At 52.0% G+C, this 21,539-nt stretch carries 15 protein-coding genes; 10 read left to right on the top strand and 5 right to left on the bottom strand.

Annotated features, from left to right (window positions below; translation table 11 throughout):
• Positions 1-112: 112 nt before the first annotated feature.
• From ACSR9A_RS11290 to ACSR9A_RS11330, 9 genes are all read left to right on the top strand, one after another.
• On the top strand, positions 113-1,402 hold the full coding sequence (locus tag ACSR9A_RS11290) for an ABC transporter substrate-binding protein (RefSeq protein ID WP_473757330.1): 1,290 nt from the start codon (positions 113-115) through the stop codon (positions 1,400-1,402).
• A gap of 106 nt (positions 1,403-1,508) precedes the next feature.
• The gene (locus ACSR9A_RS11295; protein ID WP_473757331.1) at positions 1,509-2,453 is read left to right on the top strand and encodes a carbohydrate ABC transporter permease; all 945 of its coding nucleotides are present in this window, start codon (positions 1,509-1,511) and stop codon (positions 2,451-2,453) included.
• 9 nt (positions 2,454-2,462) lie between these two features.
• The gene (locus ACSR9A_RS11300; RefSeq protein WP_473757332.1) at positions 2,463-3,296 is read left to right on the top strand and encodes a carbohydrate ABC transporter permease; all 834 of its coding nucleotides are present in this window, start codon (positions 2,463-2,465) and stop codon (positions 3,294-3,296) included.
• A 471-nt stretch (positions 3,297-3,767) separates the two neighbouring features.
• The gene (locus ACSR9A_RS11305; protein WP_473757407.1) at positions 3,768-5,186 is read left to right on the top strand and encodes an aspartate aminotransferase family protein; all 1,419 of its coding nucleotides are present in this window, start codon (positions 3,768-3,770) and stop codon (positions 5,184-5,186) included.
• Positions 5,167-6,438: a M20 family metallo-hydrolase gene (locus ACSR9A_RS11310; protein WP_473757333.1), complete on the top strand. Its 1,272-nt coding sequence runs from the start codon at positions 5,167-5,169 to the stop codon at positions 6,436-6,438. Before ACSR9A_RS11305 ends, ACSR9A_RS11310 begins: the two co-directional genes overlap by 20 nt.
• Positions 6,439-6,501: 63 nt before the next feature.
• Positions 6,502-7,860, top strand: coding sequence for an NAD(P)-dependent oxidoreductase (locus tag ACSR9A_RS11315; protein WP_473757334.1), 1,359 nt, complete (start codon positions 6,502-6,504; stop codon positions 7,858-7,860).
• A gap of 76 nt (positions 7,861-7,936) precedes the next feature.
• Entirely contained in the window at positions 7,937-9,241 is a 1,305-nt protein-coding gene (gene preA, locus ACSR9A_RS11320; protein ID WP_473757335.1) for an NAD-dependent dihydropyrimidine dehydrogenase subunit PreA, read from the top strand.
• A gap of 3 nt (positions 9,242-9,244) precedes the next feature.
• The gene (hydA, locus tag ACSR9A_RS11325; RefSeq protein WP_473757336.1) at positions 9,245-10,696 is read left to right on the top strand and encodes a dihydropyrimidinase; all 1,452 of its coding nucleotides are present in this window, start codon (positions 9,245-9,247) and stop codon (positions 10,694-10,696) included.
• Positions 10,697-10,726: 30 nt separating this feature from the next.
• Positions 10,727-10,990 carry a hypothetical protein gene (locus tag ACSR9A_RS11330; RefSeq protein WP_473757337.1) on the top strand — a complete coding sequence of 88 codons (264 nt, stop codon included), beginning with the start codon at positions 10,727-10,729 and terminating at the stop codon, positions 10,988-10,990.
• A gap of 23 nt (positions 10,991-11,013) precedes the next feature.
• On the opposite strand, the gene ACSR9A_RS11335 is transcribed toward ACSR9A_RS11330, so the two are convergent.
• The 5 genes from ACSR9A_RS11335 to ACSR9A_RS11355 form a co-directional block, all read right to left on the bottom strand.
• Positions 11,014-12,315 (bottom strand): PucR family transcriptional regulator, encoded by a 1,302-nt coding sequence (locus ACSR9A_RS11335; protein ID WP_473757338.1) that lies wholly within the window; start codon positions 12,313-12,315, stop codon positions 11,014-11,016.
• Positions 12,316-12,402: 87 nt separating this feature from the next.
• Positions 12,403-13,503 carry a GerAB/ArcD/ProY family transporter gene (locus ACSR9A_RS11340; protein WP_473757339.1) on the bottom strand — a complete coding sequence of 367 codons (1,101 nt, stop codon included), beginning with the start codon at positions 13,501-13,503 and terminating at the stop codon, positions 12,403-12,405.
• A gap of 34 nt (positions 13,504-13,537) precedes the next feature.
• Positions 13,538-14,758 (bottom strand): Ger(x)C family spore germination protein, encoded by a 1,221-nt coding sequence (locus ACSR9A_RS11345; RefSeq protein WP_473757340.1) that lies wholly within the window; start codon positions 14,756-14,758, stop codon positions 13,538-13,540.
• Between the two features lie 41 nt (positions 14,759-14,799).
• Positions 14,800-16,341 (bottom strand): spore germination protein, encoded by a 1,542-nt coding sequence (locus ACSR9A_RS11350; protein WP_473757341.1) that lies wholly within the window; start codon positions 16,339-16,341, stop codon positions 14,800-14,802.
• Between the two features lie 220 nt (positions 16,342-16,561).
• Positions 16,562-19,438: an S-layer homology domain-containing protein gene (locus tag ACSR9A_RS11355; RefSeq protein ID WP_473757342.1), complete on the bottom strand. Its 2,877-nt coding sequence runs from the start codon at positions 19,436-19,438 to the stop codon at positions 16,562-16,564.
• A gap of 374 nt (positions 19,439-19,812) precedes the next feature.
• On the opposite strand from ACSR9A_RS11355, the gene ACSR9A_RS11360 reads away from it, so the two are divergent.
• Complete coding sequence (locus tag ACSR9A_RS11360; protein WP_473757343.1) at positions 19,813-21,450, top strand: alkaline phosphatase; 1,638 nt, start codon at positions 19,813-19,815, stop codon at positions 21,448-21,450.
• Positions 21,451-21,539 lie beyond the last annotated feature (89 nt).

Raw genomic sequence — 21,539 nt, forward strand, 5'->3', positions numbered from 1 at the left:
CCGATTGTAGAATAGTTCAAAAAATCGTATATCCCCCTTATTCACCGGCCTAGCCTGCAAGTGGTATAACTGAATTGTAAAGGCTTACATTATGATGCAGGGGGATATAAAGATGGAAATAAAGCGACCTTTTACCATGCTTCTGGCCGCCGGCTTATTGGCAGGCTCCTTGGCTGCTTGCAGCTCCTCGAATGACCCATCTTCAAGTGAAACTTCACAAAACGCCAACACGCCAGTCAAGCTTACTTATTGGAATACGAACGGCCCTGGACTGGATGGACTGATTAAGCAGTATCAGGAAGAACATAAGAACATTACGCTGGATGTGCAAATTGACGAAGCCAACCATAAGCAAAATCTATTAACCGCGCTTTCCGCGGGCAGCGGGGCGCCGGATATCGTTATTTTGACGGTGGATGATATTCCGCAGTTTAAGAAAGAGGATTATTTCTATAATCTAAAAGACTTTGGCGCAGATGAGCTGCAAAAGGATTATCTGGATTCCCGCTGGAAGCAGGGCACGAGCGCGGATGGCAGCTTTATTTTTGGCATACCGACCGATTCCGGCCCTATGGCGATGATGTATCGTATTGAGCTATTCGAGCAAGCGGGGCTGCCTACTGACCGCGAAGAGGTATCTAAGCTCGCCGCTACGTGGGATGGCTATTTCGAGCTGGGAGAGACGATTAAGGAAAAGACGGGCAAGCCGCTGACAACCGACGCTTTCTTTGGCGCTTTTCTGCCTAAAATCCAGCAGGGCGGGGAGTTCACCTTTTTTGACAAGGATGGCAATTTAACGATGGATACGAATCCGGCCGTTAAGGAGGCGTGGGATTTTTCGGTGAAGCTCGCTCAGGCCGGTCTGACCGCGCAGCAGCCTGATTTTTCGAATGACTGGAAGGTCGGGCTGGACACGGGGGATTTTGCGACAATGTTCGCCCCTCCCTGGATGCTTGGCCTCGTGAAGCAAAATGCTCCGAATGCCAAAGGGAAGTGGGATGTGGCAATGATGCCGGGCGGCTCGGCGAACTGGGGCGGCTCCTTCCTGCTTATTCCCAAGCAAAGCAAGCACGCGAAGGAAGCTTATGCGTTTATTAAATGGGTTCTGGCGCCGGAGCAGCAGCTAGCGGTTTATGAATCCAATGGCAATTTTCCTTCGACGCCGGGTGTATACAAGGATGAAGCATTCACCTCGAAGAAGGATGATTTTTTCAATGGGGCACCGGTGGGCGAAATTTACCCGAAAGCTGCGGAACAGGTAACGTTGATGGATTCCATAAATAATTGGACAACGATTACGAGTGAAATTGAGCAGCAGCTCCCAAATGTGGAGAAGGGCGCTGATCCGGAGAAAACGTGGGTCGAGCTGGTCAGCAAGGTGAAATCGACGCTGGCCCGCTAGGTAAACGACGAGAGGATTAAAAGGTAGAGCGCGGCCTACCGGCTGCGCTCTGCCTTTGCTATTCAAGGCTGTGTGTGCGAAATGCTGCTAGAGAGGAGGCTGGGAAGTGCAGAGGGAAATGAGGACAGGGCGAGGAACTCGCAGGGTTAATCAACGAATGAGCGACCATATTTCCGGTTATTTGTACACGCTGCCGTTTTTTGCAATCTTTATGGTATTTGGTTTCTATCCGATGCTGTATACCATTTATATTTCCTTGTTCAAATGGGATATGCTTGGGGATCGGGCGTTTGTCGGGCTGCGGAATTATCGGCTGCTGTTGATGGAGGACCCCTTGTTTTGGAAATCAATTGGCAACACCTTTTTAATTTGGTTTGAATCGGTGCCCTTTCAAATTTTGTTCGCCATATTGCTGGCGGTGCTGCTGAATCAGGCGTTTATAAAGGGAAAAGGCATGTTCCGCTTTTTTATCTTTTTGCCTAATATTACTTCGCTTGTGGCAGTGAGCCTGATTTTTGCCAATGTGTTTGGCGTGAAATATGGCTTGTTCAACTATTTGCTTACGGTGCTCGGCCTCGATCGAATCGATTGGGCGGGGGCGCCGTGGGCTACGCAGCTCGCTGTTGCGGCTCTCGTGTTCTGGCGGTACCTCGGCTTCCATATGGTCATTCAGCTGGCGGGCCTGCAAAGCATTCCGGGCGATTTATATGAAGCAGCGACCATTGATGGAGCAAGCAAAGCGCAGCAGTTTTTCCGCATTACGATTCCGATGCTGACACCGACGATCATTTTCTCGACGCTGATTGCTACGACAGGAGGTCTCCAGCTGTTCACGGAGCCGTTCACCTTCATGTCTGATTTGGCAGGCACCAATGCGGCGGTCAATGGCGGTACGAACAATCAGGTGCTGACCGTTGTCATGTATTTGTACAAAACAGCATTTACCGACCATGCCTTCGGCTATTCTTCGGCGATTGCCAATTTGCTGCTGATCATTATCTTGTTGTTTGCTTTATTTAATTCTCTGCTTGTAGGAAAGCTAAGGAGGTAGGAGGCGGCCATGCGAAATCAGACGGGGCGTTCCATCGTTTATGTATTGCTGCTGCTGTTTGCCCTCTTCTCGGTCTTTCCTTTTTATTGGATGAGCGTCATTTCTACCCGTACGGCTGGCGAAATTTCGGCGATACCGCCGAAGGTGTTTTATGGCAATCGAATGGCGGAAAACTTCGATAAAATTTTCAATAATGAAAATGTCGATTTTCTGCGGACGATGGGCAATACGGCGATTATTGCGATCAGTATCACGGTATCGATGCTGCTGCTCAGCTCGCTGGCCGGCTTTGCTTTTGCCCGGCTGAATTTTACGGGAAAAGGCTTTATGCTGCTGTTCGTACTCGGGACGCTGATGATTCCGGCGCAGCTTGGCATTATTCCGCAATATTTGATTATTACGAAGCTGCAGTGGCTGAATGATTTTCGCGCCGTTATTGTACCGGGCATGGTCAGTGCCTTTGGCGTGTTTTTCATGCGGCAGTATATCGAAGCTTCCGTTCCGAGCGAGCTGGTGGAGGCGGGGCGAATCGATGGCTGCCGAAACCTGCAGCTTTATGCCTTAATAGCTGTGCCGGCGATTGCTCCCGCTTATGCGACCCTTGGCATTTTAACCTTTATGGGGGCATGGAATGACTATTTATGGCCGTCGATCGTCATGAAATCCAATGAGATGCTAACGGTGCAGGTGGCACTGCTGCGCCTGGACACGTCGTCCTATTTTCAGGATAAATCGCTTGTTATGGCGGCCTCGGTTATGGCAACGCTGCCGTTGTTTCTAATTTTTCTGTTTTTCAACCGCCAATTTATAGCTGGCGTGACGGATGGAGCGGTGAAGGGCTGATTTCGTGCGGGCAGCGTTAGCTGGAGATAGTCAGTAGGCTTGGGAAAATCAGTTGATCACATAGCTTTCATTTCTAAAAAATCGCGCTGCCGGCATGGGCTCCTGCTCCTGCTGGCGGCGCGGTTTATGTTAGGTATGCTGACTTGTTTCCAGCTCTCATGGACAATATGTACAATGGACTTTTGTGATTATGTAACACTCTGTCTAATGTAATTAAATCTGAGTGTTATATAATATTACACAAAGATAGTATTGCTGGAAGTTTGAATGGCGCACGGTCAAGGACAATATTGAGCTGCCAAAGGAAATAATGGGATTTAAAAAGTCTGAATATTCTGAATTAAATACAGAGGCCTCTTAGGCTCGTGCATAAATGGCGGTTGCGGGGCATAGACAACATAAACGGCAGATCAAGCACATAGACGGCAGTCGGCGGAAAGGGTGAAGAAGCTGATGGATAATCACGAAGCAATGGATGAAGAAGCCAAGCATGCAGCCGCACAGGCAAGGGAGTTTAAGGAAGCGCTGCTGGAAAAGGATCGAGTGTACCTGTGGCATCATATTACTCCCCATAATGATCATCCGATGATTGTAGCGTCAGGGGAGGGCAGCTGGATCAAGGATGTGGACGGCAATCGCTATTTGGACGGCATGTCGGGGCTATGGTGCGTCAATGTGGGACATGGGCGGAAGGAGATTGCCGAGGCTGCTGCTGCGCAAATGACGACACTTGCTTATTCGCCGCTCATTCAATCCCATGTACCGGGCATTGAGCTGGCGGCGAAGCTGAGCGACTGGCTGGAGGGGGAATACCGGATTTTCTTCTCCAACTCCGGGTCTGATGCAAACGAGGTTGCGTTCAAAATCGCCCGCCAAGCTTTTCATCAACGTGGAAAAGCGACCAAGCACAAGTTCATTTCGCGCCACCGCGCTTATCACGGCAACTCGATGGGGGCGCTAGGCGCAACGGGGCAGGCGCAGAGGAAGCTGAAATACGAGCCGCTAGGGGTTGGCTTCTCCCATGTGCCGCCGCCTTATTGCTACCGCTGCCCTTTCGGCCAAACTAGCGGAGCCTGCGAGCTGCAATGCGCCAAAGCCTATGAGGACGCAATCATCTGGGAGGGGCCGGACTCCGTCGCCGGCATTATCGTGGAGCCCGTCATTACCGGGGGCGGCATGCTCGTGCCGCCGGACAGCTACCTGCCGAAGCTGCGCGAGATTTGTGACAAGCATGATGTGCTGCTCATCGTCGATGAGGTCATCTGCGGCTTCGGCCGTTCGGGGCGGAAATTCGGCCATCATAATTTTGGGGTAAGGCCTGATATCGTCACGATGGCAAAGGGGCTGACGAGCGCCTACTCGCCATTGTCGGCAACGGCGGTGTCCGCCGAGCTGTATGAAAGCTTCAAGGAAGCAGGGCCGGATAGCCACTTTCGCCATGTAAATACGTTTGGCGGCAACCCGGTGTCCTGTGCCGTTGCGCTTAAAAATCTCGAGATTATTGAGCGCGAAGGTTTAATTGAGCGCTCTGCTCTCATTGGCAGGCGGATGCGCAGCCGCATGAAGCCGCTGCTCCGACATCCGAATGTCGGAGAAATTCGGAGCTTTGGCTCCGCCGTCGGCATCGAGCTGGTCGAGGATAAGGAGACGAAGACGCCTGCCGCTGCTGCATTTGTTGCTGGCGTAATCGCCGATTGCAAGGCACGAGGCCTGCTCATTGGCAAAAACGGAGATACCGTCCCGGGCTTTATGAATATTTTGACGCTTAGTCCGCCGCTTTCTTCGACGGATGAAGATATCGCTTTTATTATTGATACGCTGCTGGCCGTTTTCGGAGCCGCAGGCGATACGTCAGAGGAGGGGATGCGGCATGAAGCCGCTTCAGGCTAAGGAGAACAGGCATCATATTCAGGCGGAGCGGCTTCATCAGCGGATTATGGCACTTGCGGAAATAGGCAAGATCGGCACGACAGGCGTCTGCCGTCTCGCATTATCCCCGGAGGACCGCGCAGGAGTGGAGCTCGTAAAGGGCTGGATGGAGGAGGCGGGCATGTCGGCGCGAATCGATCCTTTTGGCAACTTGATCGGAGTATATAAGGGACAAGATGAGCAGGCACCAGTACTTATGCTGGGCTCGCATATTGATTCGCAGCCTTATGGGGGCCGTTTTGACGGCGTTATTGGCGTCCTCGGCGCGATTGAAGCGGTGCAGACGATGGCGGAGCACGGCACTCGGCCAGAGATGAATATAGAGGTCGTCGCCTTTTGCGATGAAGAGGGCTGCCGCTTCAATAAAGGGCTGTTCGGGGCAAGGGGAATGACCGGAAAGCTGGAGGAGGGGGAGCTTGAGCGAGCTGATAAAAATGGCGTAACCCGCAGGGAAGCGCTGCTGCAGTTCGGCTGTGATCCAGCCCAATATGACAGCTATACCTTCAAGGCTGGAAGAATCGGAGCTTTTCTGGAGCTTCATATCGAGCAGGGCCCAGTGCTGGAGGCGAAAAAGGAGCCGATCGGCATCGTCAGCGGTATATCCGGCCCCGTCTGGTGGACGGTCGAAATGACCGGCTTCGCCGGGCACGCCGGCTCCGTGCCGATGGCGATGCGCCGCGATGCGATGGTCGGCTGCGCCAAGGTTGTCGTCGCGCTGGATGAGCTGGCGCGGCGCGAGCCGGGTGCGCCGACGGTCGGCACCGTCGGCTCGGTCGCTGTTTTCCCGGATTCCCGCAACATTATACCGGAGAAGGTCAGCTTTACCGTAGATTTCCGAGACATCGAGCTGGAGCGGAGAAACGAGCTGGAGCGGGAGCTGCGAGGCATTATCGAGCAGATCAGCCTGGAGCATGGGCTCGCGTATGCGATCCGCGAGGATACGAACAGCGAGCCGAGATATTGCGCGGACTGGCTGAAAACGATTTTGCACCGCGAGGCCGTCAGTCTGGGGCTTGCGCCGCCGGAGCTGATGAGCGGGCCGTTTCATGATTCGCTCACGATGTCTTACGTGTGCGATTACAGCATGATTTTTGTCCGCTGCGAGGAAGGGATTAGCCATAATCCGCGGGAGTATGCCGCGCCGGAGGATATTGCGCTTGGAGTGGAGCTGCTATACCGCGCAGCTGTGCAGATTGCTGAGGGGAAGGAATGAGGCAGGGTAAACGGATCATTTTCATCACAACCAGACGCTTGAAAAATAGGAGGGGAAGCAGCTATGGGCATCGCTTTTATATCGGAGCAATCGCTCCGGCGCAATTTTGCCGAGGTGAAGGCAGGCATGAAGCGGAAGGAAGCGGTCGATGAATCGAATCGCTGTCTGTATTGCTATGACGCGCCGTGCATTACGGCCTGCCCAACCGGTATCAATATCCCTTCTTTTATTAAAAAAATCGCTTCCGGCAATTTGAAAGGCTCCGCCAAAGCGATTATGGATGCGAATCCGGTCGGCGCAACCTGCTCGCGCGTATGTCCAACCGAGGAGCTGTGCGAGGGCGCATGCGTGCTGAATCATTCCTCCACGCCGATTCGAATTGGCGATTTGCAGCGCTATGCTACGGATTGGGCCATTCACAATGAGCAGCAGCTGTTCACGGCTGGGAAGAGCAATGGCAAGCGGGTCGCGATTATTGGCGGCGGGCCGGCAGGGCTGTCTGCGGCAAGAGAGCTGGCGCGATTCGGCTTTGCCGTGACTTTGTTTGAGGCAAAGGAGCAGGCGGGCGGTCTGGATACGTACGGCATCGTTTCCTTCCGGCTTCCGCAGGAAATTTCGCTCTGGGAGGTTGAGCAAGTGCGGCGGCTAGGCGTAGACATTCGGACGAATACGCTAATCGGAGTAGATGTGGGCATTGAGGAGCTGCGCCGCGAATATGATGCTATCGTGATGGCGATTGGCATGTCGAAGGTGCCGTCGCTCGGCATTGAAGGCGAGACGCTGGACGGCGTCTTTGATGCCATTGATTTTGTGGAGTCGACGAAAACGGCTGTGCGCACCGACATGGCGGGCAAGCGCGTGGCTGTAATCGGTGCGGGCAACACGGCAATCGATGCGGCCACCTGCTCGGTGCGTCTCGGCGCGATGAATGTGAAAATCGTCTATCGCCGCAGCGCCGCCGAAATGACGGCTTATGCGTTCGAATATGATTTCGCCAAGCAGGATGGCGTCGAATTTCAATGGCTGACGGCGCCAGCTCGCATTATCGGCAATGCCAAGGGGCATGTGACGGCGCTGGAATGCCTCATGATGGAGCTGGAGGAAACAGAGGAAGGGCGTGCTCGCCCGGTGCCGATTCCCGGCTCGGCGTTCAAGCTGGAGGTGGACGCTGTTATTTTGGCTATTGGACAAATGCGCCATCTATCGCTGATTGAGCAGCTTGGCATCGCGCATAAGCGCGGCATTGTGACGGTGGACGAAAGCAGCTATCAAACGTCCGATCCACAAATTTTTGCTGCTGGGGACGTTATTTTTGGCGAGGGCCAAGGAGAGGCGATGGTCGTCTCGGCCGCTCAGCAGGGCAAGAAGGCAGCTTATGCCATTTATAAGCAGCTGATCAAACGGCAGGAGGAGACGGCATGATTAGACGGCTTTGCAATTAGAATGGCGTATTTATACAACTACGAAACGATACTGATTGCTCTAGGGGGGAACGACAATGGCAGATTTGCGCATCAATCTAGCGGGCATAACATCTCCGAATCCGTTCTGGCTGGCATCTGCGCCGCCTACCAATACAGGCTATCAGGTGCAGCGCGCATTCGAGGCGGGCTGGGGCGGCGCCGTGTGGAAGACGCTGGGCGATCCCATTATCAATACGTCCTCGCGCTTTGCCGCCGTTCATTTTAACGGGCAGCGGGTTGCGGGCTTCAACAATATTGAGCTCATTACGGATCGTCCGCTGGAGGTCAACCTAAAGGAAATCTATGAGACGAAAAAAAGATTCCCGAATCATGCGGTCATCGCCTCGCTGATGGTCGAGCCAAGCCGCGAGAAATGGCATGAAATCGTCAAAAAGGTCGAGGCGGTCGGCGTAGATGGCCTTGAGCTGAACTTCGGCTGTCCGCATGGCATGGCGGAGCGCGGCATGGGCGCAGCCTCCGGGCAGCAGCCGGATCTGGTCGAAGCGCAGACGATGTGGGCGAAGGAGGCGGCGCAGACGCCGGTTGTCGTGAAGCTGACGCCAAATATTACCGACATTACGGCGACGGCAAAGGCGGCGACGCGGGGCGGCGCGGATGCGATTTCCCTAATTAACACGATTAACTCGCTCGCTGGCGTTGATCTGGATTCTTGGCTCACGATTCCGCATGTGGGCGGCAAAGGTGCGCATGGGGGCTATTGCGGCCCTGCCGTGAAGCCGATTGCGCTGAACATGGTCGCGGAATGTGCTCGTAATCCGCAGGTGAACATCCCAATTTCGGGAATCGGCGGCATTTCCAATTGGCGCGATGCGGTCGAATTTATGCTGATGGGCGCAACGGGGGTTCAAGTGTGCACGGCAGCGATGCATCATGGCTTCAGCATTGTTGAGGATATGATTGACGGCTTGAACAACTACCTGGACGACAAGGGACTATCGTCGGCGATGGAGCTGATCGGCAAATCGGTGTCCCGTTATTCGGACTGGGGCGATCTCGATTTGAATTACCAAGTCGTTGCTCGCATTCATGAGGAAGAATGTATCGTATGCAACAAATGCCATATCGCCTGCGAGGACACCTCGCATCAATGCATTGAGCGGCATACGGACGAAGGCGGGCGCGCTTACTTGAAAGTAAGGGAAGAGGACTGTGTCGGCTGCAATTTGTGCTCAATCGTTTGCCCGGTCGAAGGTGCGATCTCGATGATAGAGGTGCCGTCTTCCGCAATGCCGATGTCCTGGAACGAGCGTCAGGAAGCGATTGCGGGCTTGGGCGGCGGCGAAGGAAAAGCCAAATCAAGCGCGAGAGAGGCGGTGTAGCCTATGGCAAAGCTGATTCGAAATGGGATGATCGTAACCGCTGCGGATACGTATCAGGCGGATGTGCTGATTGAAGGAGACACGATTAAGGCTATCGGGACGGAGCTTGAAGCTGCTGGCGTGGCTATCGGCGCGGAAATCATCGATGCGTCTGGGAAATATCTGTTTCCAGGCGGCATAGATCCGCATACGCATCTGGATATGCCGTTCGGCGGAACCGTGACGGCGGATGATTTTGAGACGGGGACGATGGCTGCCGCATTTGGCGGTACGACGACGATTATTGATTTTTGCCTGACGGATAAAGGCAAGCCGCTGGCCGATTCGATTCAGAAGTGGCATGCCAAATCAGCCGGCAAGTCGGCAATCGACTACGGCTTTCATCTAATGATTGGCGAAATCAACGATGCGGTACTGGCCGAGCTGCCGGATATCGTCCACACGGAGGGCATTACGTCGTTCAAGGTGTTTATGGCTTACAAAAATGTGTTCCAAGCCGACGACGGCACGCTCTACCGTACGATGCTGACCGCAAGCGAGCTGGGAGCGATGGTTATGGTCCATGCCGAGAACGGCGATGTTATCGACTATCTCATTGCCAAGGCATTGGCGGAGGGGCATACGGAGCCGATCTATCATGCGCTGACCCGCCCATCGATGCTGGAGGGAGAGGCGACGGGAAGAGCTGCGAAGCTTGCGGGCTTGACTGGAGCGAGGCTGTACGTCGTGCATGTCACCTGCGAGGAGGCGGTAAAAGCCATTGCTGAGGCTAGGGAGCAGGGCTTTGACGTCTGGGGAGAGACCTGTCCGCAATATTTGCTGCTCGATCAATCGTATTTGGCGCTGCCGGAGTTTGAGGGAGCCAAGTACGTATGGTCGCCGCCGCTGCGCGAGGCTCGGCATCAGGATGTCTTATGGAATGCGCTGCGCACAGGCGGGCTGCAAACGATTGGCTCGGACCAATGCTCCTTTAATTTCAGCGGGCAAAAAGAGCTCGGACGCGATGATTTCAGCAAAATCCCGAATGGAGGCCCCGTCATCGAAGACCGCTTCTCGCTGCTTTATTCCGAAGGCGTGGCGAAAGGGCGATTAACGCTGAACCAGTTTGTCGATCTGGTTTCGACGCGCAGCGCGAAGCTGTTCGGGCTGTTTCCACGCAAGGGCACGATTGCGGTAGGGAGCGATGCCGACATCGTGATTTTCGATCCGACGATCCAGAGGGTCATTTCGGAAGCAACGCATCATATGAATGTGGACTATAATCCGTTTGAAGGAATGGCTGTAACCGGAGCTCCGATCAGCGTGCTGTCGCGCGGCGAGTTTGTCATTCGCGATCTGGTCTTTGTCGGAAGAGCAGGCGCCGGACAATATGTGAAGCGCGCGCCTTACAAACAGCCTGTGCAGGGGGAGCTGCCTGCTTCACCTGATATAGCAGTCAGCACAAGCAGCAAATAGACGGTTCAACGATAGCGAGGAGGGATCGAAATGTCGGACTATCAGCAGGTTTTGGAGGAGAAGGGGAAGCTGGATGGCTATATGGTCAGGCAGTTTAAATTTATCCACATTGAGGAAAATTTGAGCGGAGCGACGGTAACGCTCCAGCATCCGGGAGGAGAAGCCGCGACGGTGCAGCTGCTTACTGCCGATGCGCGCAAGCATTTAACCAATTTGCTGATCAAGCAGCTGGCACAGGCTAGGGCATCGACTACTGCATCCTCCTCCAGCTCAAGCGCCGCGCCATCTGCGTAATCCTCGGCGTCCGCTTGCCCCTTTTAACGGATGGCTCCTCGCGTATATTCATAGGCGTTCACAGCCAGCTCAATGGCGAGCCGCTTATCGGCGTTCATAAAGTCTTCGCCCAGCAGCGCAATGATTTTATCCAAGCGATGATAAAGCGTCTGCCGGGCGATGAACAGCTCGCGGGCTGTATCCTGCTTCGAGCCGGAACGGATTAAATAGGTTTTCAGCGTGAGCAGCAGCTGGCCGTGTTTTTCCTTGTCATAGGAGGCAAGCGGTTCAATGTAATCACGGATCAGCTCCTCCAGCATCCCGCTTTTTTTCAGCACGGAAATGATTTTGTATGTGTGCAGCTCGTCGAAAAAGGGGGCTGGCAGCGGCCCGGCATCCAGCTGAATGGCTATCGTCTCCTTCGCGGTTGCATAGCTTTCCGCTGCTTGGTCAGGCTGCATCATCGACTTTCCGATGCCCCAAAGGCCCGAGAACAATGCGGGCCCCTGCTTCATGTCCGTCCGGCGCAGCCGCTCAATGACTCGCAGCACCCGTTCCTTCCAATTAAGCTGCTCCAGCTGATCGAGTAAAATAAACACCATTTGCCCTTGGAGCAGCAACGGGAACAAATGAAAGCCTTCCCCCTCAAAAATCGCACGCGCCACCATATTGCGCTGCAGCATCAGCGCTTCAAAAACCCTCATTTCCATTTGCGCGGCTTCCAATTGAAACACGCATACCGCTACGCTGCCGAGCTTGGCAGACGGTTTAATATAGCGAATATAATAGCTGATTTCGGTTAAGCCGTGCTTTCCGGAAAGCCAGTCAGCAAGCCATAGGTCATCTTGATAACGGCGTTTTTCCTCGATATATTGGGTCCTCAGCTGTCCGAGCTGCTTAGATAATGCTTCCAGCTCGGACACCGTTTTATGATGCTGATTAATGAAGTGGGCATGCAGATCCTGGGTGATGTCAATGTAGCGAACTTGCTCGTGGAAGAGGAGAATGGGGAAATGCTCGTGTTTTGCCAGCTCCAGCATACGATCCGGTGGTCTGGCTGTATAAGTGACCAGCTCAATACAAAGCCCAGAAGCGCCTGAATTAAGCAATTGCTGTAGAAAAATCAGACTGTGTTCCTCATCCTCCTGCCAGCCGATGCCTGTCGTCAATATAAGCTCGCCGCCGCTTAAAAGCTGGCCAGCTTGAATGACCTCCATCATGTGGACCCATCTGACGGGACGGTTCAAGGCTTCTTCACTTGCGAGCACCTCGGCTTTTTGGAACAGGGGCCGTCGTAAAATGTCGCGGATTGTTAGCTGCAGCAGCGTTTGTACGATAGCGTCCACCTCCTCATGTGAAGATAGTTGACACTATTATACAGGATAGAGCCTTGAAAATAGAAGCGGACTATGAAAAAAGGTGAGGATTCCCAGCTAGTGCGAGCGTTCCGGCGGCTTTGTTTTGCGAACGAAACCGATCAGGAACGCGATAAACAGTATAGCCATTTGGACGGGAGTCACATATTTTACCGTGTATTTTAATCCGATCCATAGATGGACCGTGTTATTGGCTTCAAGGAAGGAGGCTCCATAAATAAGAGTTGCTACTATGACGGCACATTTGCGGTATGGAATGCGCAGAAGTGAGCTTAATGCCAGCACAGCGGCCATAAAGAGCAGTGAAAGCTTGACGAATAATCCGATAATCAGCAAAACCGTCACCACCACATCCAGTCGTTCGAGGAAATCGGCAATCCGAATGAGCTGGACAACCTCCAGAAAGGGCATCATGCTGTAGCCTGATAATGCGGGTCCAAGCACGGACATAATGAGCATGTTCATAAAAATCAGGAAGAGCGCCACAATCGTATACGCGCTGTAAGTTGTTTTTAATCTCGCCGCAACCGGTTTCACATATTTCCAGAACATCAACAGCGTCAGCATCTGTGCGAACGGGAACGCAACGATATCCGGCACAGCGGCTTTGAAAATCGGTCCAATGCCATTGCCCATAATGGGCAGCAGACGGTGGAAGTCCGGCAGCCCGGACTGAATAAGCAGAGCAATCAGCAAAATATAACTGAAAAATACGATCGGAAACAAAAGCTCCGCCAGCCGGAAAAACACTTCGACACCTTTCCATATGGCGTATAAGGAGAGCAAAATAATGAGCAGCATAATGCTCCATTGCGGCGTTTTATTCAAAATCGTCATCACCGTCAGCTCGCCAAAATCGCGAACGTTGCGCATCGATTCGTAGGCGAAAATGAGCGCCTGCGGAACGGCAAGCGTTACGCCCAGCCATTTGCCGAACAGCTGCTTGTAAAGCTCGGGCATATCGGCGTCCGGCGACCGCACCTGAATGCGAAGCAGCATCCAAAGAAAAGCACCGCCTATCGCTGCTGCGACGGTCATTGCGAGCCAGGAATCCTGCTTGGCGCCTACGCCCAGCTCGAAGAGCGGAGTGCTGCCGATTTCGAATAATAAAATCATGACAGCAAGCTGCATTTTGCCGATTTTGGGCGTCTTCGTCATCGCCTTGCTCCTCCTCTCCAAGCCTACTTTGCTTCTACTTCCTCGTATTCGACTGCGCCTCTTTGAACGTATGGTTGCTGAAGCCAATGCGGGCGAGCTTGAACTTGACGTCAATATTCAGCACCGTTTCGGGGAATTCTTCATTCCAATTCTTCTGCATTTGCTTCCATTGCTTCGGGTATTTGCTGCTGATCGCTTTCCCGAAGCCGACTATGTCCGTTCGCAGACGGCTCACCGCTTTCCAACTCGTTTCCATCCCATTTTTGATTTCCTCGGCGATTTTCTGCTCCTCCTGCTTGAGCAGCTCCGGCTTCTGAAGGTCGTTTGGGCATGTATATTCAAGCAGCGTTCCGTTCGCTTTGACGCTTATATTCATAATCCAGCGCCCGTCAGAGCGCTGCTCCGGCTTTAGCGAGGTTTTAGCACCGCCGATAATAATAGAGGAATCCTTCGGTCCGCCCTTATTTGTACAATCAAATTCCAGCGTCGTGCGCTTCACTTTATCGGATAGCCACATGACGCCTGCCGCCTCATCGGGCGTAAGCCAGCCCTTGAGCTTGTCTCCGGAAATAACGCCGAGCTCTCCCAGCTTGATTTTGGCCCGCGTGTACGTCTCCTTTAAGTTGTCGACGGAGCTGAGCGGCTGCTTGGCGCCGGAAATCATCAGCTCGGGAATGCCGGTTGCCTGCGTAGGACCGAGCAGATCGAGCAAAATGCGATACATCGTCATATCCGGATAGATGGAGCTGCTGGCTGCTTCATTTTCAACCAGACGCTGTACAGCTGTTCCTGGGATTTTCTCGACAGGCAGCAGCTGCTCAATGAGCTTGCGAGCTTTGCCCTTGGCTATAAACATGGATACCGTTTCGCGGGCGTCGGTGTTGCGCATATAAATTTCCAATAGCGGCGAAATGCCCTTCTTCGCCACGGTGTCGCTAATGACAATGATTTGATTGTGGGCAAAATAAAGCTTGCGCGACATTTCGCGGCTGGCATCACCGATCGCTTTGCGGATGCTCTCCGCTTCCGTTGAAAATACATTCACCGGCGCATCGCCCGTTGCCGAGCTGTTCCCTTGAGAGGAAATGGCCTGCGGGATGACCAATTGGTACGATACGACCCATTTTCCTTTTTCCCAATCTACAGCTGTGGCTGAAATAATGCCGATTTCATTCATTTCGACGCGATTCCAGCAGCCGCCAAGCAGCATGAGGATGAGAAACGAACAGATGGTGCGCGTCAGCAGCCGGTACATGGCGTGTCCTCCTTTCAGTGCTTGCCGTCTGGACCTGTCGTTTATTCCAGCTTGCTGGAGCGGTTAATTTTATTGGTAGCTTCACGCTTCAGCAGCACCTTATGCGGCGCGCGGATGAATGTGTCCTTCATACTCGGCCAGTTGAAGGGAGCGAGCGGCGACATATAGGGCACGCCAAACGATTCGAGCCCTGCTAAATGAATAAGCATCGCGAGAAAACCGGCGACAATGCCCATAAAGCCGAATACGCCGGCCAGCAGCATAAACGTAAAACGGATGAGACGGGCAGAAATTGCAATATTAAACTGCGGGATGACAAAGCTTGAGATGGCGGTAAAGGATACGACCATGACCATACCCGCTGATACAATTCCCGCATCCACAGCCGCTTGTCCTAAAACGAGTGCGCCGACAATGGAGATGGCTGGTCCAATAGCCCGCGGCATTCGTACGCCCGCTTCACGCAGCACCTCGAAGGTAAGCTCCATGATCATCGCCTCGACTAGTCCGGGGAAAGGAATGCCTTCCCGCTGGGCTGCAAGCGTAATGAGCAGCGTGGTCGGCAGCATTTCCTGGTGAAACGTCGTCACCGCGATATATAAAGCTGGCAGCAGCATGGAAATCAGAAAAGCGACGAAGCGAATCAACCGCAGAAAGGTGGCGATATCAAAGCGATGATAATAATCCTCTGGCGTCTGAAAAAATTGAAACAGCGTCACTGGAGCGAGCAGTACGAAGGGCGTTCCATCGACCAAAACCGCTATTTGTCCCTCCAATAGGCCTCCCGCTACCGCATCGGGGCGTTCCGAATTCATTAGGGTGGGGAAGGGCGTATATACTTTATCTTGAATAAGCGCTTCGATATAGCCGCTTTCGAGTATGCTGCCGACCTCAATAGCAGCAAGCCGATCATAAATCGTCTTGACGGCATCCTCTGAGGCGATTCCATGCAAATAGACCATTGCAATTTGTGTGCGTGTCTGGGTGCCGATGATCATGGATTCAATATGCAAATCAGGCGACTTTATAATTTGGCGAATCAGATTAATATTGGTGCTCAAGCTTTCATTAAAGCTTTGCTGCGGCCCGCGCAGAACGGTTTGGGTCGTCGGCTCGCTGACGGTTCGGCCTTCTTTGCTGCTCACATTGATCATGAGCCCGGTGGTCGACTCCTGGATGAGCATGAGGCAGTACCCATTAAGAAGCATATCGATCGCTTCTTCAATGGAATCGGTCGAATAGGTCGAGCCAACTTGGATGATTTGCTCCTTTATTAAACGAATTAAATCATCGCTGCGCTCCTCGGCTTGTGCTTTTACGATCATCAGAGGGCGGAGGATAAAGTCATTCAACGTCTGCTCATTCACCATTTCGCTCAAATAAATGAGAGACATCGTAATATCGGGAGCCAAGTCACTAACAAAGGACTTGATTTCCAGATCAGAGCTATGGCCTAGCCTACGGGAAAAGGTATCGATGTTATTTTTGAGCGATGGGCTGAAGGGAGCTTCCTTTCCTTCCTTTCGGGACGAGCCGCCCTTCGGCTGTTTTGTGCCACTAGAATTTGTATGGTTGAAAAACATGCCAGCGTCAACCTCCTTAACCGAACTCCAAAGTGCTCCAAGTCATAATTTGGCTAAGCAGCCACCTTTTTATGTAAGCGGGGAAGCGAGTGACGCAATTGTATAGTTAAAAAAGCAAAAAAACAGCATGACCGATTCAGCGGTCATGCTGTTTTTGTTGGTTGCCCAGCGGCTGCCTAAAGTATAAGGCGATTCCGCTGCGTTATTTTTTTACAGCCTATTAAGGTGCAGTTTGTGGATCAGGCTGCTGTTCTGGTTGCTGCTCAGGTTGCGGCTCTTGCTCGGGCTGTTGTTCCTGCTCTTCTTCTTGTTCTGGTTCTTCAGAAGGTCTTTGATTGTTATCTACAATGTTCAGACCCCATACAGGATTCGTATTCGAGAATGCATTAACATCCGTGAATGTAACTTGACCATCCGTGATGGTCATCGTGAATACAGTCCAATAAATCTCGTTGCCTCTATCGGTTGGTACTTCGTACACTTTAATTGGTGTAGGGGAAGAACCGCGGTACACTTCAATTTTCGCACCGGAAGCCGAAATCGTGCTTGCTCCGGAGAAGTGATGTACATAGAAGGTATACGTGCCGTTTGTATCTTGACGGATCGTTGTTGTTTCAGGTCCATAGGACGAGGTGTCATCTAGATCCAGATCGACAATTTTGGAATTGTTATAATAATAAGCTTTACCACCATACCAAGTGTGGAAGATACCACCTTGTGCAGCTGGTCCAATTAGATGCGAATCCAGATCGGCAGGGTCCTTGCCCCATGTCAATACGATACGCGTTTCATTTTCGGACGGGATGCCGATTGCTGTCTGGTTTACATTCTGGTTATTTACATTGACAGCCGATACTGCTGTCATATAGGTCGTTACATATGGCGTGCCTACGCCGCCGAGCTCACCTGTGTAAATGCCAGGAGCTAAATAAATGTAATATCTTCCGTTAGCATCGGTTACAGCTGTTCCAACAACGGGACCACTTGTAGCGCCGAGACCTTTGCGGAACTCAATCGTCAGGTTAGCTACAGGATTGCGGGAAACATCAATAATTTTACCGCCAAAGCCTGTCAGTTTAACCGCGCCGCTCTGGCTGCCTGCGAACTTGGTTTTTGCTTCATTCGCTTCAACATGTACGTACAGTGTGGAGCCATAGCTGTCAACCGGATTAAAGGTGATTTTGCCATCCACATATTGCAAGCCGCTCAGCTCATAAGCTGCTCCGTTCACCGTTGCGGAAATCGCGAAATCAGACAGGCTCACATCATCTACTTGCTGATCAAAAGTAACATCAACTGCGCCGTTCGTTACTTGTACCGCTGAAATCGTTGGGTACCCTTGCTCATAAACGGCTACCGTTACAGGAACCTGTACATTGTACAAGCCATAGGTTGCAGTAATGAAGGTTGTACCTTCGCCAATTGCTTTAACCTTGCCGTATACGACTTCGGCTACAGATGCATCTGAACTGGTCCAGTTGGATTGAATCGTAATATCTTTAGCGTTAGCTGTATATTTGACGCCTGTCGCTACGATTTGACGAGTTGCTCCAATAGCTGAAAGCTCAAAGCCTATTGCAGGTTCTGCAATGATGCTGGAAACCGCAGGATCGGCTTGGAGGTTTGGCTGGCTTGGCAGCGAGCTGAAGTCCACGCCATCTGCATTAACGACTGCGTCAGTAACCGCACCTTGTCCAAGGAAGGAAACAATCGCATCAAGTACGGCATTTGCAACGTTTGAGCCTTGTTCCAGGTGGAAAACAGTATTCAGTGCGCTTGCGAACACATCCAGTTGACCGATAGAGCCGTTCTCGCCTAGCGTGATGGCCGCTTGCTCGGCATAGACGGAAACCGAATTAAATACGCCGTTTAACGAAACTTGCGCATTATGTGGAACGTTGCTTGAGATGTTGAGGTTTCCAACTTGTCCAACCCCTGGCTGTGTTTCGATAATAGCGCCAGAGCGAATGGTAACCTGCTGGACATCCGTTCCGTTTTCCAATACGAGACGAATGCTTCCGTCTTGCTTGTCTACAATGACGGTTGCCAGAGTGGAGTTTTGTACGTGAATACTGTTAGGGCCGCCGCCATTAATGGTCGTCGATCCGCTAACGGTAACGTTTTGGAGCGTTACATCGCCATTTCCGATGCTCGTTTCCAAAGATAGATTACCCGTAATCGTTGTGTTTTTAAGGGTAACATTAGCAGCAGTGATGCGCACATCGCCAGTCACCGCACCCAGTGTGTGTTCACCTGCGGAATTAATGGAAGTGCTCGTCGATCCGCCATTATTCCCACCATTGTTCCCGCCACTGTTTCCACCACCGCTGCTGCTGTCTGATGACTTCGGCGGGTTTGTTGGAGTCGGTGTAGCAGATGGCGCTGGTGTAGCAGCTGCACCAAGCGAAGCTGCAGCCAGCTCATAGGTTGTCTTATTGAAGACGAATTCGTAGGCTAGACGCGCTAACGCTTGACGATCAGCTACGCCCGACGGATTGAAGCGAGTCGTACCGTCTGCATTGGCTACGCCTTTAATGAAGCCGATTTGATAGGCGAAGGAAACGTAGCTTTTCGCCCATGTTGACACGGTGGAGAGATCCGAAAGCTTCTCATCCAGCGGTACTGCTTGAGCAGCTTGGTCCAAGCCGAAGGCACGAATAAAAAATACAGCGAGCTCCTCGCGTGTAACGGTTTTGTTCGGAGCGAACTGGTCGGCGGAAATGCCTTGCGTAATGCCGGATTTCACCAGTGCGCCAACATAGCCGCTATACCAGCTTTTGCTTTCCACATCTTTGAAAGGTGCTGCGCTTGCAGCATCCTGCTCTTTACCTAGAGCAAGCACAAGCACTTTAGCTAGTTCCGCGCGTGTAATGGAGTTCGAAGGCTTAAAGCTGCCATCGCCATAACCGCCGAGTATACCTTTTTCTACTAGAGCGGTTACCTCATCCTTAGCATAAGATTTCTCGATGTCTGTGAACGACACGGAGGAGGCTGCCTCTGCCCCAAATGCGATGTAGTTCGTTGAAAAAATGGATAAGACCATTGCAAAAACAAGTGCGACAGAAATACGTTTGCTTGCCATGTTGCCAATCATCATAACTCTCTCCCTTATCTATTCTCTGTTTGCCAAACAATTGCATATTGTGCATAGGACCTAAAACATTAAGACTATGTACTCACTCTGGAAGGAAATAAAAATAGGTCTTTTTGCTCAATAGTATAATACTACCATGGAAAATTATGTGGAGGGAAGATGTTTTATTGAATTTATCAAAATATTTTGTTGAATAAAGTTGAAAAAAACAGAAAAAACGCATGTATACGTAAGGTTTCAAGCGATAAACTAAATTTGGGCAATTGTTGTAAATTTACAAAACGTCAAGGCCATTTTTACATTCCTCTATCAATTCTCTTTTAAACTAGTTGTGTTGAAGCCTTATCCAATCCAATTTAGTTAATAGGGGGATGTACATGTTAAAGAGGTTCCATGCTCGTGCAGCTAAGGTGGCACTTGCCGTAGCGACTATTGTGGCAGTAACAACTGTAGGGGGAAACAGCGGAGTGAGCGCAGAGGATGAGCAATCGCCAATTAAAAATGTGATCATTCTCATTCCTGACGGCATGGCAAATGATGCAACGGCGCTCGCCAGATGGTATAAAGGCTCTTCATTAACGGTTGATCAAATGGCGAGCGGCATGGTCCGCACCCACTCGGCAGATGCGCCGATTGCGGATTCTGCACCTGCCGGTACCGCTTTTGCCACTGGACATAAATCGCATACGGGTTTTGTTGGCGTTTTGCCGGACAAGGCGACAATGCCAGGTCAAAAAGCTATTGCACCGGGCGATGAGCGAAAGCCTGTCGCTTCTGTGCTGGAAGCTTCCAAGCTTGCGGGAAAAGCGACTGGCATCATTGCAACCTCGGAGATCATGCATGCGACTCCGGCTGATTTTACCGCCCACTATCCAGACCGTAAAAACTACGATGCCCTAAGCAAGCAGCAGGTATATAATCAGGTCGATGTTGTATTGGGCGGCGGCAGCGATTATTTGGTTCCATCCGGCCGCAGCGATGGCGAAAATTTGGTTACGTCCATTAAAGCGCTCGGTTACGACTATGTGACGACGCCAGCGGCGATGAAAGCTTCCAAGTCGGGTAAGCTGTGGGGGATGTTTGCTCCAGCAGGTATGTCCTATGATATGGACCGCGATCCCGCTAAGCAGCCAAGCCTCGCCGATATGACGCAAAAAGCGATCGACATCCTTTCCCAGGATAAAGACGGCTTTTTCCTCATGGTAGAGGGCAGCAAGGTGGATTGGGCAGCTCATGCCAACGATCCAATCGGTATTATCAGCGATGTGCTGGCGTTTGATAATGCGGTTAAGGTAGCGCTGGATTTTGCGAAAAAGGACAAGCAGACAGCCGTTGTTGCTGTAACCGACCATGGCAATGGCGGACTGACGATTGGCAACGCCGCAACGACAGGCACCTACGATAAAGAGCCATTGTCCACCTTCATTGGCCCGCTGAAGAAAGCGAAGCTGACGGGTGAAGGCTTGGAAGCGAAGCTGGATGCAAAGAGAACGAATATTAAATCCGTGCTTCAGCAGTATTATGGCATTTCGGATTTGACGGCGGAGGAAATGGCGGCGATTAAAGCTGCGGAGCCGGGCAGAATGAATTATGCAGTAGGCCCGATGATCAGCAAACGTGCAGGTATTGGCTGGACGACTGGCGGACATACAGGTGGAGATGTGGTGCTTTACACGTATGCTCCGAATAATGACCGTCCGTTTGGCGTCATCGACAATACCGATATTGCGAAGTATATGGCCCGCGTGCTGGATCTTGATCTGGATGCGGTTAGCAAGCAGCTGTTCGTGCCAGCGAAGCAGGCTTTTACAGCTAAAGGAGCAAAATACGAGCTTAACCTGAAGGATGCGAAAAATTCTACCATCCTCGTGACGAAGGGCAGCCAGAAGCTGGAGCTGCACATTTACAAAAACATCGCCGTCCTGAACGGGAAGAAAACGAGCCTTAAGGGCGTTATCGTGTACAACGGAACTGATGCATTTGTGCCGCAGGATGCTGTAGATCTGATTAAATAAGCGATTGCTTGTGAAAATAGTGCAAAGAGCAAGAGCCCGCATTGGCTGCGGGCTCTTCTTTTTATGCTGATGTGGACTGTATTGGCTAT

This window comes from Paenibacillus sp. R-74696, assembly GCF_055814915.1.

Excerpts from the sequence above, each read along its gene's own strand:
- ACSR9A_RS11310 (WP_473757333.1), top strand. The coding sequence starts at position 5,167 with ATGAAGCCGCTTCAGGCTAAGGAGAACAGGCATCATATTCAGGCGGAG.
- ACSR9A_RS11290 (WP_473757330.1), top strand. The coding sequence starts at position 113 with ATGGAAATAAAGCGACCTTTTACCATGCTTCTGGCCGCCGGCTTATTG.
- preA (WP_473757335.1), top strand. The coding sequence starts at position 7,937 with ATGGCAGATTTGCGCATCAATCTAGCGGGCATAACATCTCCGAATCCG.
- ACSR9A_RS11330 (WP_473757337.1), top strand. The coding sequence starts at position 10,727 with ATGTCGGACTATCAGCAGGTTTTGGAGGAGAAGGGGAAGCTGGATGGC.
- ACSR9A_RS11350 (WP_473757341.1), bottom strand. The coding sequence starts at position 16,341 with ATGTTTTTCAACCATACAAATTCTAGTGGCACAAAACAGCCGAAGGGC.
- ACSR9A_RS11315 (WP_473757334.1), top strand. The coding sequence starts at position 6,502 with ATGGGCATCGCTTTTATATCGGAGCAATCGCTCCGGCGCAATTTTGCC.
- ACSR9A_RS11340 (WP_473757339.1), bottom strand. The coding sequence starts at position 13,503 with ATGACGAAGACGCCCAAAATCGGCAAAATGCAGCTTGCTGTCATGATT.
- ACSR9A_RS11300 (WP_473757332.1), top strand. The coding sequence starts at position 2,463 with ATGCGAAATCAGACGGGGCGTTCCATCGTTTATGTATTGCTGCTGCTG.
- ACSR9A_RS11355 (WP_473757342.1), bottom strand. The coding sequence starts at position 19,438 with ATGATGATTGGCAACATGGCAAGCAAACGTATTTCTGTCGCACTTGTT.
- ACSR9A_RS11360 (WP_473757343.1), top strand. The coding sequence starts at position 19,813 with ATGTTAAAGAGGTTCCATGCTCGTGCAGCTAAGGTGGCACTTGCCGTA.
- hydA (WP_473757336.1), top strand. The coding sequence starts at position 9,245 with ATGGCAAAGCTGATTCGAAATGGGATGATCGTAACCGCTGCGGATACG.
- ACSR9A_RS11345 (WP_473757340.1), bottom strand. The coding sequence starts at position 14,758 with ATGTACCGGCTGCTGACGCGCACCATCTGTTCGTTTCTCATCCTCATG.
- ACSR9A_RS11305 (WP_473757407.1), top strand. The coding sequence starts at position 3,768 with ATGGATGAAGAAGCCAAGCATGCAGCCGCACAGGCAAGGGAGTTTAAG.